Origin of the sequence: Arcanobacterium phocae (assembly GCF_018913465.1) — a bacterium.
In the GTDB taxonomy this organism is placed as follows: domain Bacteria; phylum Actinomycetota; class Actinomycetes; order Actinomycetales; family Actinomycetaceae; genus Arcanobacterium; species Arcanobacterium phocae_A.
Window position 1 is genome coordinate 170813 of the sequence record NZ_JABAPM010000002.1, and the last position, 13750, is coordinate 184562.

Annotated in this window: 13 protein-coding genes; 3 read left to right on the forward strand and 10 right to left on the reverse strand. The window is 50.0% G+C overall.

What is annotated here, in order from left to right:
- Positions 1-76 precede the first annotated feature (76 nt).
- Entirely contained in the window at positions 77-2155 is a 2079-nt protein-coding gene (locus KSO86_RS03365; protein WP_216378940.1) for an AMP-binding protein, read from the forward strand.
- A gap of 100 nt (positions 2156-2255) precedes the next feature.
- On the opposite strand, the gene nrdR is transcribed toward KSO86_RS03365, so the two are convergent.
- Both nrdR and KSO86_RS03375 read right to left on the reverse strand, forming a co-directional pair.
- Entirely contained in the window at positions 2256-2708 is a 453-nt protein-coding gene (gene nrdR, locus KSO86_RS03370) for a transcriptional regulator NrdR (RefSeq protein WP_091281955.1), read from the reverse strand.
- Positions 2709-2762: 54 nt separating this feature from the next.
- Complete coding sequence (locus KSO86_RS03375; RefSeq protein ID WP_216378939.1) at positions 2763-3389, reverse strand: LysM peptidoglycan-binding domain-containing protein; 627 nt, start codon at positions 3387-3389, stop codon at positions 2763-2765.
- 255 nt (positions 3390-3644) lie between these two features.
- Here KSO86_RS03375 and lexA point away from each other — a divergent pair, with 255 nt between their 5' ends.
- A complete protein-coding gene (gene lexA / locus KSO86_RS03380) occupies positions 3645-4346 on the forward strand; it encodes a transcriptional repressor LexA (RefSeq protein ID WP_216431824.1) in 702 nt (233 codons plus the stop codon).
- Between the two features lie 24 nt (positions 4347-4370).
- Here the strand turns inward: lexA and KSO86_RS03385 are convergent, their stop codons facing one another.
- Both KSO86_RS03385 and hflX read right to left on the reverse strand, forming a co-directional pair.
- Positions 4371-6305, reverse strand: a complete 1935-nt coding sequence (locus KSO86_RS03385) for an ATP-dependent DNA helicase (RefSeq protein ID WP_216378937.1) — start codon at positions 6303-6305, stop codon at positions 4371-4373.
- Entirely contained in the window at positions 6298-7749 is a 1452-nt protein-coding gene (gene hflX, locus KSO86_RS03390) for a GTPase HflX (RefSeq protein WP_216378936.1), read from the reverse strand. Before hflX ends, KSO86_RS03385 begins: the two co-directional genes overlap by 8 nt.
- Positions 7750-7903: 154 nt before the next feature.
- On the opposite strand from hflX, the gene KSO86_RS03395 reads away from it, so the two are divergent.
- Entirely contained in the window at positions 7904-8536 is a 633-nt protein-coding gene (locus KSO86_RS03395) for a class I SAM-dependent methyltransferase (RefSeq protein ID WP_216378935.1), read from the forward strand.
- Here the strand turns inward: KSO86_RS03395 and miaA are convergent.
- From miaA to KSO86_RS03425, 6 genes are all read right to left on the reverse strand, one after another.
- Entirely contained in the window at positions 8508-9449 is a 942-nt protein-coding gene (gene miaA / locus KSO86_RS03400) for a tRNA (adenosine(37)-N6)-dimethylallyltransferase MiaA (RefSeq protein ID WP_216378934.1), read from the reverse strand. The genes KSO86_RS03395 and miaA overlap by 29 nt on opposite strands.
- A gap of 5 nt (positions 9450-9454) precedes the next feature.
- Complete coding sequence (gene miaB, locus KSO86_RS03405; protein WP_216378933.1) at positions 9455-10999, reverse strand: tRNA (N6-isopentenyl adenosine(37)-C2)-methylthiotransferase MiaB; 1545 nt, start codon at positions 10997-10999, stop codon at positions 9455-9457.
- A 91-nt stretch (positions 11000-11090) separates the two neighbouring features.
- Positions 11091-11684, reverse strand: coding sequence for a regulatory protein RecX (locus tag KSO86_RS03410; protein WP_216378932.1), 594 nt, complete (start codon positions 11682-11684; stop codon positions 11091-11093).
- 55 nt (positions 11685-11739) lie between these two features.
- A complete protein-coding gene (gene recA / locus KSO86_RS03415; RefSeq protein ID WP_216378931.1) occupies positions 11740-12786 on the reverse strand; it encodes a recombinase RecA in 1047 nt (348 codons plus the stop codon).
- Between the two features lie 272 nt (positions 12787-13058).
- Positions 13059-13286: a DUF3046 domain-containing protein gene (locus KSO86_RS03420; RefSeq protein ID WP_216378930.1), complete on the reverse strand. Its 228-nt coding sequence runs from the start codon at positions 13284-13286 to the stop codon at positions 13059-13061.
- A gap of 2 nt (positions 13287-13288) precedes the next feature.
- Positions 13289-13648, reverse strand: a complete 360-nt coding sequence (locus KSO86_RS03425) for a helix-turn-helix domain-containing protein (protein WP_091281988.1) — start codon at positions 13646-13648, stop codon at positions 13289-13291.
- Positions 13649-13750 lie beyond the last annotated feature (102 nt).

The following is a 13750-nucleotide window of genomic DNA, read 5'->3' on the forward strand; positions in this document are numbered from 1 at the left end:
CACATAACTTACGGTCTGGTAGGTTTACAATTGTAACTACCACGTTATCCACTCGGACTTCTGAAGGAGATCGGATATGAATAATATGCAACGTGCTCATCAGCACTACCCTGCAGGGGTTAGCCCCACTGTCGAGATCCCAGACATCACAGTGGAGCGTTTGCTCGTCGATGCTGTCGCAGATTTCCCTAAACGAGTCGCTATTGACTTTTTAGGACGTGAGTGGACCTATGAAGATATAGCTCACGATGTAGAACGCTCCATCACTGTGTTGAAAATGTGCGGAGTCCGCGAAGGCGATGTCGTATCACTGATGTTGCCTAACTGCCCACAGCACTTCGCAGCATTTTATGCGGTCATCGCGTTGGGTGCTACGGTTGCTGAGCTGAACCCACTAGCTCCGATTGCCCAGTTGAATGCACAGCTGGACCTAGTTGGTTCCACCGTTGTTATCGCGTGGGAACAAACAATCGAAAAACTGTTGCGCGATGGAGATTTCCACGATCGCACCTATTTATCAGTCAATCTTGTGAAGGCATTGCCAACAAAATCCCAGCTCCTACTCAAACTACCGATTAAGGCAGCTCGCGAACAGCGAGCGAAGCTTCGCGGCAATGTACCATCAGGAGTGCATTCGTGGGATAACCAAGTCAAGTATGCAGACCCATCAAATATTTCCCGGGCTTCCAACGTCTCTCCAGACGCCATCGCAGTTCTGCTACAAACTGGCGGAACAACCGGCACTCCTAAAGCGGTCAAACTGTCCCACCGCAATATTGTTGCAAACGCGAAGCAAAACGAAGAATGGCTAGTCAATTTTGCCCGCGGTCGCGAAACAGTTGGTGCAGTTCTGCCGTTCTTCCATGCTTTCGGGCTTCAGCTTTCGTTGAGTGTGTGTGTTAATTCTGCAGCTACTATCGTCATGACGCCTTCGTTCGACGTCGACATTCTGCTCGCTGGCCATTCACGTCATCCGATTACATTTTTTGCAGGCGTTCCGCCAATGTATAAACGCATTCTTGATGCACTGGACGCAGGAAAGAAAGCCGATCTGTCTACGATTCGGTATTGTGTCTCTGGTGCTATGGCTCTAGATCCTGCTCTAGCAACACGTTGGGAAAAAGCGACGGGCGGGTATCTTATCGAAGGCTACGGCATGAGCGAGGCATCACCTGTTATTGCCGCTTCTCCAATATCTCCCACGCGTCGTCCTTCAACTCTTGGTGTTCCGTTCCCATCCACAGAGATTAAAATTGTAGATCCCGAAGATCCTACCCGTGAGATCACCGAAGAAAATGAGGTAGGCGAAGTTTGTGCGCGTGGGCCACAGATTTTCCAAGGCTATTTAGGCAATGATGAAGAAACAGCTCATGCGTTCCTGGACGGCGGCTGGCTACGCACAGGAGATCTGGGACGCTGGGATGATGGGTTCGTCGTGATGGCTGACCGTCGTAAAGAGATGATCATCAATGGCGGATTCAATGTGTACCCTTCGCAGGTTGAAGATGCAGTACGGCAGATGCCAGGTGTTGCAGATGTCGCCGTAGTAGGTATGCCAACGGATTCACTATCCGAATCAGTTGTTGCTGCTCTGGTACTTGAGCCGGGCTCAAAAGTCGATCTCGAAGCAGTGCGGCAGTGGACAGAGGATAAGCTATCACATTATGCCATGCCGAAATCGATTGCTATTTTGGACGAACTTCCGCGTTCGCAAATCGGGAAAGTGATGCGTCGCGCAGTTCGTGAGAAGCTTGCATCATTTGAGCTTAATTCGGGACAGTGGCGAGAGAAGCTATCAGACGCATCAGCATCAGCATCATCGTTGGTTGACGAATACTGGTCCAATATCCGCGAGAAAGCCCAGGCGTCCAAAGAGGATTGGAAAGATTGGACAGAGCAGAATTCAGATAAGTTTGATATGGTCCGAGCCAAGTTCACGGAGCTGGTACAAAATACCTCTGATAAAACGAAGCTCAAAGCAGAACTCGACTCGACTGCACGTCAAACAGGATTATCACTGGAGAATTTCACCGCGTGGTTGTCACAATATCGCCAAGGTCTGTTTAACGCTAAGGACGGCAATCCCGGGAAAACATCGGATGAACGTGACGGTCACTCAGACAGCAAGGTAGATCCAGAACAACACAATGATTAACTATCATTAGACCTCATATGAAAATGTGGGTGTAGCGATAACGTTGCTACACCCACATTTTTTAATCGTGTTCGGACACGGGAACTATAAGCTACTTATATCATTGTGCTTCTTCGGCACGGAGCTGGGAAATAGCAGATTCAAAATCTTCCAAGGTATCGAAGCTCGAATAAACAGAGGCAAACCTCAAGTACGCGATCTGATCAAGGTGCCGGAGTGGATTAAGGATCTCACGGCCGATATCGTGAGCATGGATCTGCGCAAGACCCTGAGCACGAATACTCTCTTCAACTTGCTGTGCTAAAACAGCAAGTTGATCATCAGTTACTGGACGACCTTGGCATGCCTTGCCCACGCCAGCAATAATTTTTTCCCGCGAAAATGCCTCTGACGTGCCCGACCGCTTAATAACCATAAGCGTAGCGGTTTCAGATGTAGAAAAACGCCGTTTGCACTGCGGGCATTCACGACGGCGACGAATAACTGTACCGTCATCTGATGTACGAGTATCAATAACACGCGAATCCGCGTAGCGACAGAAAGGACAATGCATGTTCCAACAATAGCGCGTCATGACACATTTTACATATCAAACAATTCATATAAATTAATATTGTGGCAAAACCAGTTCCTGGCCAGGCTGAATTAAGCCCCCGTCTAAGGCATTAAGAGCATAAATATCAGCAATGATCTGCGATGGCTCCACCGGCGCGTCGAGGCTAGAAGCGATAGAAGCTACAGTTTCCCCCGGCTGAACAACACGAATTTGTCCGCTATCAGGAGCTAAATCAAAAATCCCAACAACGGCAAGACCCGCCACCACAGACATAGCCATAAGCCCAATGAATTGAAAAACTTTGCGTAGCTGAAGACTTACGATCATCTCTCGCAATTGCTCATAACCTGATTGCATCTGGAAAGACAGCGAATCCATCTCCAAAGAACTTGTACGAGCAACATTCCTTCCAGTTCCATCTAGCGCGTGAGCGCGGTTAGCCACTACCCACTGCGTGTCTCCATCCGAAATATATGCAGGCGTCTGAGCCGAAGGAACGGCATATAAAAATCCACAGCCATTACTTTGTGGCCGATCTGGTCGAATGGTGCGACGTGGTGTGCGCACGCGATCGGAAATAGGCTGCACTGGTGTACGAACTGCCTTTAATAATGGCTTTGTGCGGTGACGAGCATCTTTTTCGCGGACATCATATTCACGCATCTCTACAACCGACATAACAGCTCCTCATAATCCTGGTTCGAACATCTGTTCTAATGGTAATACAAGTACCGCAGTTTGTCTAGAACATCTGTTCGATAGCATCCGAACAAATGTTTGATTCTTTGCAGCATCTGCATTAGGCTTTGTTATAAGCAAAACATGAGCCTCCCACATACTTTGATGATCACTAGCAGAATCATCATTCACTGTTAGGACTTAGCTTTGTGTTTGTTCAACCACGTCCCCTGAAAGCCAAGAAAGAGAACTCCAATGACTCGGCTACCAATACTCACTCAACGTCAGCTAGCCATCGTTGATGCTCTCAAAAGCCTTCTAGCTCAACAGGGCTATTCACCGACTGTTCGAGAAATTGGCGAAGCTGTCGGCCTGAAATCTCCTTCATCAGTGAAACATCAACTTGATGCATTACTAAAGGCCGGAATCATTTCCCACGATCCCAACCGATCGCGGACTTTGGATCTCACCGATCTTGGTCGCCAGCTAGATACCAGCACTGGCGAGTTTCGTACAGAAACATTTCCTGACGCTGCGGCTTCATTTAACAGGGGTGAGGAGCCTTCATCCGAACCATCGATCAGCTTCGTCAACGTTCCGTTAGTTGGACGAATTGCAGCCGGAACACCTATTCTTGCGGAGCAACTGATCGAGGATACGTTCCCACTTCCCCGTCAGCTAACCGGATACGGCGAGCTCTTCATGCTCCAAGTCAGTGGAGACTCCATGATCGATGCTGCGATTTGTGACGGCGACTGGGTGGTTGTACGTCGCCAGCCAAATGCCGAGCAAGGTGAAATCGTGGCAGCAATGATCGATGGCGAAGCTACTGTGAAAGTTCTATCTCGCACCGACGGCCACCGGTGGCTTCTTCCACGTAATCCTGACTACTCACCAATTCCTGCAGACAACGCCCAAATTATTGGGCGGATCGTCACCGTTCTACGTTCGCTCTGATTCCACTGAGAGAAGCTTTGTTCGTCAACTATCTTGCGCCAGACGTTGTAGAACCTCTCGAACAATCCGCGGATCCGTCGTCGGCCACATTTTCGGCATAGACGCCAATAGGAAACTCGAATACCGTGCCGTTCGCAACCGCGGATCAAGAACCGCCACAACACCGCGGTCAGTGGTTCGACGCAACAAGCGCCCTGCTCCCTGTGCCAGTAACAAAGCTGCTTGAGTCGCCATAACGCTCATAAAACCATTGCCACCATTATGGTTGGCAGCTTCTGAACGCGCCTGCATTAACGGATCGTTAGGACGAGGAAACGGAATCCGGTCGATAATCACCAACCGGCAAGTTCTGCCCGGAACGTCAACCCCCTGCCACAAGGAGATCGTTCCAAATAAACACGCATCTTCATCGTCCGCGAAATTTTTAACCAACGTCGATAGCTGATCTTCGCCTTGAACAAATACTGGAACATCTACCCGATCCCGCACATACTCAGCAGCCCGCTCAGCAGCGGCTCGCGAGGTAAACAGAACAAGTGCACCACCATGCGAAGCTTGGATAAGTTCTACCATTTCCGCAAGCGGCTCGTCCCCATACCCGTTCTTACTAGGAACAGGCAAATGCTTAGCAACATACAGAATGCCCTGCTTTTCTGGCGTAAACGGACTGCCGACGTCTATACCTTCCCAAGGTCCTTGGCTCGGAAAATCTAGCCCTGTTCGCACTGCCATAACATCGAAAGAACCGTTGATTTTCAGCGTCGCCGACGTCAAAACGGTTGCTCGATTATCAAACAACTCATCGGCAATAGCGCCAGCAACTTCTAGCGGCGCGGCATACAACACCCCAACGCCGTCGCTAAACTCAGTTTTCCAGACAACAAGTGTTTCGTTAGCAATCGCGTCAGAAAGCAGATCATCACACAGGTCCCCCATTTCACTCAACCGCGAGCGCAGAATCTGTTTTGCAATTGCTTGATCCTCAACCTTGCCAGACAGGCCAGTAGCGTACTCCCCAGCTTCTTGAATCCGCCCAGTTAAACGCGCAATTGCATCAAACATATCTTGGGAAAAAGCAGTGATTCGTCCCTCAGGAAGATCTGCTAAAAGATCTACTAATTCGTCGGCAGATTCGTCAAGATCACAATCGCTTAGCCCTGATTTACGTAAGAGTCGAGCGATACTTGTGATGTCGTACTTTGATAACACCCGAGTAAGCTGACCAGTAACTCGATCAACAAGTTCATGAGCCTCATCGATAATGAACGCTTGAGCTTCAGGCAAAACCGGTGTACCGGTTGCTGCAATACCCAACATGGCGTGATTAGTTACGACGACGGGAGCCTCATCTGCAGCTTCGCGAGCCAAATAAGGGAAGCAACTCTGCCTGACGGGACATTTTTCTCCAATACATTCTCGTTTCGGTACGGAAACTTGGGCCCATGCCTTATCAGACACTCCCGGGACAAGATCGTCCCGGTCGCCGGTATCTGTACTCATTGCCCATTCGCGCGCTCTGACTATCTCCTCACCCGTCGCAGTTGCTCCTACTTCACCCTCTGCACGTGACAGTAGCGTTCCTTCTTCCGGGTAACCGCCGGTAGCCTTGCGTAAACACACATAATTGTTCCACCCTTTGAGCAACGCAATATCCACGTGCAGGCCCAATTCGCCATGCAAAGCATCTTTGACACGTGGCGCATCATGCAACATGATCTGACGTTGCAAAGCCAAGGTTGCCGTCGAAATAATCGCCCGTTTGCCGCTGGTAGCAGCCCACGACATGACCGGGACAAGATATCCAAAAGATTTTCCAGTTCCAGTTCCTGCCTGAATGAGGAGATGATCGTCATCTTCAAGAGCTTGTGCCACCCGTTGCGCCATCGTCACTTGCCCTTCGCGTGTAGTGCCGCCTACCGAAGCAACAACCTGCGACAGCAAAGGTTCGACATCACTCACGGTGCATCAATCCCGCATCGACTAATATGCCAGCGATTTCCTCCGTGACATGTGCATTAAGATGGGTTCCGTCTGCGGTAAATGACTCGGCGAAGATCTCGCCGTCGTCGTGAATCCGGGAAACGATATCCCCACGTGAGAACGGAATCGTCACGTCAATCAGAATATTTGGACGAGGTAACAACTGATCAATGCGCTCGTAAAGTTCGTCGATACCTTCGCCAGTAACCGCCGAGACCAGAACTGATTCTGGGTATCGGGAACGCAACGTAGCGACGTCGATCGGATCGGCAAGATCGGCTTTCGACAATACAATTAGCTCACGAACGTTTTCCGCTCCGGGGACATCGGCCAGTACCTTACGCACCGCCTGGATCTGCCCAACAGGATCATGATGCGAGGCATCAACGACGTGTAATAGCAGATCTGCCGAACCAACCTCTTCCAGTGTAGACCGAAACGCCTCAACCAATTGGGTTGGAAGATTACGCACGAATCCTACCGTGTCCGTCAGCGTATACGGGCGCCCATCCTTTGTTTCCGTACGCCGCACAGTAGGATCGAGTGTTGCAAAGAGTGCGTTCTCAACAAGCACGCCAGCACCGGTTAACGTGTTAAGTAGGGACGACTTCCCCGCGTTGGTGTACCCGACGACGACGACAGCTGGCACTGCATTTTTTGTTCGAGATGCCCGGCGAGTCACTCGTGCCGGCTTCATCGCCTTAATATCTGCTCGAAGCTTTGCCATTCGGGTACGAATACGACGGCGGTCAAGTTCGAGCTGAGTTTCGCCAGGACCGCGTGAACCAATACCAGCACCACCAGCAACTCGACCACCTGCCTGCCGGGACATCGAATCGCCCCACCCACGCAATCGAGGTAGCAAGTATTCTAATTGGGCAAGCTCAACTTGTGCCTTTCCCTCTTTAGACTTGGCATGTTGAGCAAAAATATCAAGGATCAATGCGGTCCGGTCAATAACTTTCACGTTGACGACATCTTCTAGCGCACGGCGCTGGGATGGAGCCAGTTCAGAATCAACAATCACCGTGTCTGCTTCATGGACTTGTACAATCTCGGCAAGCTCCTTCGCTTTACCTGAGCCGAGATAGGTTGCTGGATCCGGCAACTGACGGCGTTGAATAAGGCCATCGAGAACGGTAGAACCAGCTGTCTCGGCCAATGCAGCGAGCTCGCGCAACGAATCTTGTGCTCCCTCGTATGGTCCTTCTTGCCATAAGCCAACAAGCACAACGCGTTCTAGCCTCAGCTGACGGTACTCAACATCAACCTTATCGTCCACATGAGTTGCTAGGCTTGATACTCGTTTCAGCGAAGAGCGCGCTTCACGATCTAGAGACTCGCCAGCCCACTGCCCTTCGTAAGCTGGATTCTCTTGTAACGCAGTTCCTTCGTACGAGGATAGATCAACGTGTTTTTTCATTGGTTCTTCGTGCTGGTCAGAACCAACTGGACGTGACGGCTTGTTAGCAGAAATAGGGTTCTCCTTATGACTATAGTTAGGTCTCTATTATCTCACTTCTTTTCCCCCTTGCCCAACGTGGACATTCACACATGTGCCACGTATCGTTGTGTAGGTGAATGACCATTATTTTTCTGATTCTCCGCATGTGGCCTCAGCTCCCACCAAACGCACATATTCAGCGCTAGGGCAGCAATGGACAGTCACCACTGATGCCGGAGTTTTTTCGCCTTCAGGGTTAGATAAAGGCACTGCCGTACTACTGCATAAGGTCCCGATTATTGACCTTCCCGACGACGCACTGGTTGCCGATGTAGGTTGTGGATGGGGCCCCGTTACCTTGGCGCTGGCGCACACATACCCGCAGGCTAGAATTTTAGCTAGTGACGTCAATGAACGGGCTCTTGATTTGGCTTCACGCAATGTTGTAGACGCAGGTTTTAGGAACGTTGAGGTTGGTCTAGCACCCGATATGATTTCCCGGCTCACGAGCGAAATTGCGGCAGGACAGCACAAAGGTATCGACCTTATCTGGTCCAATCCGCCAATCCGCATAGGCAAAAACGCCCTGCATGAGTTGCTAGCGACCTGGATGGGCTTGCTGTCTCCTACCGGGGAGGCATTCTGGGTTGTTCAGAAGAACTTGGGCGCAGATTCGCTAGCCAAGTGGCTCAATAATTCCGGTTTCCCTACTGAAAAGATTGGTTCAGCAAAGGGCTTTAGAGTTCTTCACTCGCGTCGGAGATAAGTCGCAGAGCTTGATCGGCTGCAGCTTCGACGTTGTTCTCAGCAACGTCAACCCAGCTAATACGCGGATCTCGCCGGAACCAAGTGCGCTGTTTCTTCGCCAGCCGGCGAGTATGGAAAGCCACTGATTCCACTGCTTGCGGAATATCCATCTGTTGATCGAGCACGCTGATTGCCTCAGCATACCCAGTTGCTTTATGAGCGGTCGGGCTTTCCCGCAGGCCGTTTTTTAATAGTTGTTCAGTTTCTGCTATTAATCCACAGTCAAACATCATTTGAGCACGTGAGCTAATGGCCTGTTCTAACTCTGTTTTATCTCGTCTGACGCCGATATGAATAGTTTCTTCATAGTGGCTGGTGTGCCGAGGAAACACAGGCGTGTACGACTGCCCTGTAAGCCGAACTACCTCTAGCGCACGAATAACTCTCCGCGGATTTAAAAGATTGATTGTCTGTGCAGTGACCGGATCTTTTTCTTGTAGCTCTGCAATAAGCGACGCACCGTGATCATGTTTCCACTGATCTTCTAGCTCTGCACGAATCTGGGGATCAGTACCCGGAAAATCAAGCTCATCAAGGAGCGCACTAACATATAGCCCAGAACCACCAACAACGATAGGAATACGACCGGCTTGATGGATTGTTGCTATATCTTCTCGAGCATATTGTTGGTAGGCAGCAACCGAAGCAGCTTGCGAGACATCAAGAACATCTAGTTGGTGATGGACAATTCCTTGACGCTCTTCTAGGGTAGCTTTCGCAGTGCCGATATCCATGCCACGATATAATTGCATGGCATCTGCCGAGATAATTTCTACCCGATCAGATCCGCCAAGAAACTGGGCTAGACGGATAGATAGAGCTGTTTTTCCGGACGCAGTTGGTCCGACGACGGCTATGACTGGCAATGCCATACTGGCTATTTCTTCCGTACCGGAATGCTCGGAATACCAAGTGAGACTGGAGCACGCCCCGCAGCTTCTTCAGCAAGGTGTGCTTTGCGCCGTTCGCTTGCTTCATATGCGTCACCGGCACGAGTGGGGCGCACCTCAAAAAGACCACCACTAAGAGCAGAATCAGCCACCAAATGCGATGGAGCAGCGTGTGTCACGACTGCAGAGACCATGTCCCCCGGGCGAATATTGTGAGCACTGTGATCGGGTAGCCCGATATGCACGAGCCGGTTATCAGCTGCACGTCCGGTAATTCGAGCAGTCTGAGTGTCCTTACGTCCTCCATCGTGAGAGACTAAAACATCAACGCGCTGGCTGACTAATTTTTCGTTCTCTTCTAAAGTGATACGTTGCTGTAATGCAAGGAGGCGTTGATATCGTTCCGAAGCAACCTCGGCTGGAACCTGATTGTCCATATCCGCTGCTGGAGTTCCTGGACGAGGCGAGTATAAGAATGTGAACGCCGAAGAGAAACGCGATTGTTCCACTATGTCAAGGGTCTGCTGGAAGTCTTCCTCGGTTTCGCCAGGGAAACCGACAATAATATCGGTGGTGATTGCCGCGTGCGGGATTTGCTCCCGAACTCGATCTAGGATCCCTAGGAATTTCGCTGAACGATATGAGCGTCGCATCGCACGCAAAACGCGATCAGATCCGGACTGCAACGGCATATGTAGCGATGGCATAACATTAGGAGTTTCTGCCATCGCATCGATAACATCATCAGTGAAGGCAGCCGGATGAGGTGAGGTAAAGCGAACACGCTCCAGACCTTCAATATCGCCACATGAGCGAAGCAGTTTAGCAAATGCGCCACGATCCCCAAAACCAACGCCGTATGAATTGACATTCTGTCCCAACAGCGTAACTTCAATTGCTCCCTGAGCAACAACTGCTTCTATTTCGGCTAAAATTTCTCCCGGCCTGCGATCGCGTTCTTTTCCACGTAAATGCGGAACGATACAAAAAGTACAGGTATTGTTACAGCCCACAGCGATAGAAACCCACGCAGCATAGGCCGATTCTCGGTGCGCCGGAAGAGTCGAAGGGAAAACCTTGAGGGACTCTTCAATTTCAACTGCGGCTTTTTTATTATGCCGCGCACGTTCTAATAAAGTTGGAAGGACATCAAGATTGTGTGTTCCTAGGACAACATCTACCCACGGAGCTCGCTTGATGATACCGTCCCGCAACTGCTGCGCAAGGCAACCTCCAACAGCAATTTGCATATCAGGACGAGCGTCTTTCACAGATTTGAGCTGCCCAAGCTGCCCAAATAATTTATTGGCAGCATTTTCGCGAACTGAGCAGGTATTAATCACGAGAATATCGGCGCCCTGATCACCGGCTTCAGTCGCACGAGCGGCTTTTTCGGGAACAAGTTCAACGGGAACAATTCCGGCCTGGTCTAACAAGCCAGCCATCCGCTCTGAGTCATGAACGTTCATCTGGCACCCCAGGGTACGCACAGCATAGGTTTTCACATCAGTTGGATCCAGTATATCGTTCATTTCTGCCCTATCTGTCTGTCTGCCCTACAACCGGTCAGTTTAGTAGAAGGTACACACGCAAGCACCTCAAGCGAATGCGATATTAGACGCATCAATAGTTAGCCGAATCCGAATCGATAGAATCGAGCGCGGACTCCACGGCATACCTAACATGATCCGGCGAAAAGCCTCGCCGGGCAAGCGCACCATACAATCGTCGCCGAATGACTAGCGGTTCTAACGATGCCATTGACCTGATTCGCCGGCACGCAAAATCGAGCGCCGCATCACGTTCTGCCTCACTGTCAATCTGTTTAACAGCTCTGCTGATTATCTCTTGCGCGATGCCCTTGCGGACCAGTTCTTGGTGTAAACCACGACGCGAAATAGTTTTTTCGGCAAATTTTGATCTAACGTACATCGATGCGAACCGCTCATCATCGACTAAGCCTGCTTCGCAAAACGATTGTATGGTCTGGTCGATAATGTTCTGCGGAACAAGATTACGCTCCATTGATTGTCGCAGTTGAAAAACGGATCGTTCCATCATTCCCAATTGGCGATAGCACAGGTCTCTCGCATATTGGATCCACTCTTCTTCGCTGCGTCTTGCTGCCCGCTCTTGTTTGCGCTGAGCAATTTCCGCGGCAGATCTATATTTTCTCCTACGAATGCTTTCGTCTGCATCTTCTGCGTAATTAACCATAAAAATACATACCTTGCAGGGTGATCAAGCTATGCCTAACCACCCCGCTCACGTGCTAGAGTTCCGGAGCTTCCTCAGGTTCTTCAATGGGGGTTCCATCTTTGTTAATACCAATAGAGGCGAGAACTTTACGTTCGATCTCCTCTGATATCTCTGGATTATCCTGCAGGAACTGACGAGCTTTTTCTTTTCCTTGTCCTAGCTGGTCTCCTTCATAGGTGTACCATGAACCGGACCGCCGGACGATTCCCATATCGACAGCTAGATCAATGATGCCACTTTCAGTAGATATGCCCTTACCATAGAGAATATCGAACTCAGCTTGTTTAAATGGCGGCGCCATCTTATTCTTGACAACTTTAACGCGCGTTCTATTTCCAATTGGGTTAGAGCCCTCTTTAAGGGTTTCAATGCGCCGTACATCAAGACGAACTGACGCATAAAACTTAAGCGCCTTGCCTCCAGTAGTAGTTTCTGGATTACCGTAAAAGACGCCGATTTTTTCACGTAGCTGATTGATAAAAATCGCAGTTGTTCCAGCAGCTGAGAGTGCTCCAGTAAGCTTACGAAGGGCTTGGGACATCAATCGCGCTTGAAGGCCAACGTGAGAGTCGCCCATTTCACCTTCAATTTCGGCTTTCGGCACGAGAGCCGCAACGGAATCAATGACGATAATATCAAGTGCGCCAGACCGAATCAGCATATCGGCAATTTCGAGCGCCTGTTCGCCAGTGTCTGGCTGAGAGACAATCAATGCATCCGTATCAACGCCAAGCTTGCGCGCATACTCTGGATCTAATGCATGCTCCGCATCAACAAACGCGGCAATTCCTCCAAGCTTTTGAGCATTCGCTACAGCATGTAACGCGACCGTGGTTTTTCCCGATGATTCTGGACCATAAATTTCAACCACGCGCCCCCGAGGCAGACCACCAATACCGAGGGCAACATCTAATGCGAGTGAGCCGGTAGGAATGACCGCAACACGCTGCGGTGGAGCATCCCCCAACCGCATGGCAGATCCTTTACCAAACTGACGATCAATTTGACCTAGTGCAGTTTCTAGCGCTTTTGTACGCGCATCTTTATCCTTAGCAGCCATGACAGCTCCTCACATTCGTGATTGTAATTCTTGAACAGAACAGGTCTCTAGCATGAAAATCTCTCTCCGAGCACCTCATGGGAACAGCTTATGACCGACCTCCGACATAAAACGAAGTCACTTTCAACATTGTGGATAGAAAAATAAGCTTCGTGTCCCGTGGAAAACTCTAACCGAACAGATGTTCGAATTCTAGTCGACACACCGCATCCTAAATCATGCGCGCTTTATACATAAGACGACGGGAGGCCAGTGCCTCCCGTCGTCCCCATCTAGGTTATATCCCGAGGGTTAATTTTATGTAGGTAGTCGTAACGCTCCGGAAGATCCATTGCACGACGAAGTGCAGTCCATACAACTTGTGGATCAACCCGATCCTTCAATGCTTGCGCTGCAGTTACTGACCCAAGTTCCGGCAGGACTAAGTCCATTACCAATCCGCGCCCTAATCCCTCCGGAAAAGCACGCTCAACGCATTGCCAAAACTCGGTATATTTCACTGTTAGCCACGCATAGCAGCAAGCTCTGCACGAACGAGTGATTCAGGGACAGAATCTGGAATTCGCGGCTTACGCATCATTGGCGGAATACGTCCTTCAGCTATATCAATACGATCAGCGACGAGACGTAAGATATGACTCATTGGAACATTAAGTGCGACAGAAATAGAGTGTAGCAACTCAGATGAGGCTTCTTTCTGTCCGCGCTCAACTTCAGAAAGATATCCAAGTGAAACTCGAGCATCAGATGAGACTTCGCGGAGAGTACGCCCCTGCCGTTGACGATACTCACGAAGCACTTCACCTAGTTCACGACGGAATAGGACTGTTTCGCGGGCCATGTCATTCATAGTCATCTTCATTCAACCTCTTCTTGCCAAGTTATTTAGCTCCCGGCTTTAGCTTTCATCAATTAGCTCAACGCCTCTTGATGCAAATATCTTCCCAAGTTAATCTGTGAATTC

Excerpts from the sequence above, each read along its gene's own strand:
- KSO86_RS03425 (WP_091281988.1), bottom strand. The coding sequence starts at position 13,648 with ATGAAGATGACTATGAATGACATGGCCCGCGAAACAGTCCTATTCCGT.
- hflX (WP_216378936.1), bottom strand. The coding sequence starts at position 7,749 with ATGAAAAAACACGTTGATCTATCCTCGTACGAAGGAACTGCGTTACAA.
- miaB (WP_216378933.1), bottom strand. The coding sequence starts at position 10,999 with ATGAACGATATACTGGATCCAACTGATGTGAAAACCTATGCTGTGCGT.
- KSO86_RS03365 (WP_216378940.1), top strand. The coding sequence starts at position 77 with ATGAATAATATGCAACGTGCTCATCAGCACTACCCTGCAGGGGTTAGC.
- KSO86_RS03375 (WP_216378939.1), bottom strand. The coding sequence starts at position 3,389 with ATGTCGGTTGTAGAGATGCGTGAATATGATGTCCGCGAAAAAGATGCT.
- recA (WP_216378931.1), bottom strand. The coding sequence starts at position 12,786 with ATGGCTGCTAAGGATAAAGATGCGCGTACAAAAGCGCTAGAAACTGCA.
- KSO86_RS03410 (WP_216378932.1), bottom strand. The coding sequence starts at position 11,684 with ATGGTTAATTACGCAGAAGATGCAGACGAAAGCATTCGTAGGAGAAAA.
- nrdR (WP_091281955.1), bottom strand. The coding sequence starts at position 2,708 with ATGCATTGTCCTTTCTGTCGCTACGCGGATTCGCGTGTTATTGATACT.
- miaA (WP_216378934.1), bottom strand. The coding sequence starts at position 9,449 with ATGGCATTGCCAGTCATAGCCGTCGTCGGACCAACTGCGTCCGGAAAA.
- lexA (WP_216431824.1), top strand. The coding sequence starts at position 3,645 with ATGACTCGGCTACCAATACTCACTCAACGTCAGCTAGCCATCGTTGAT.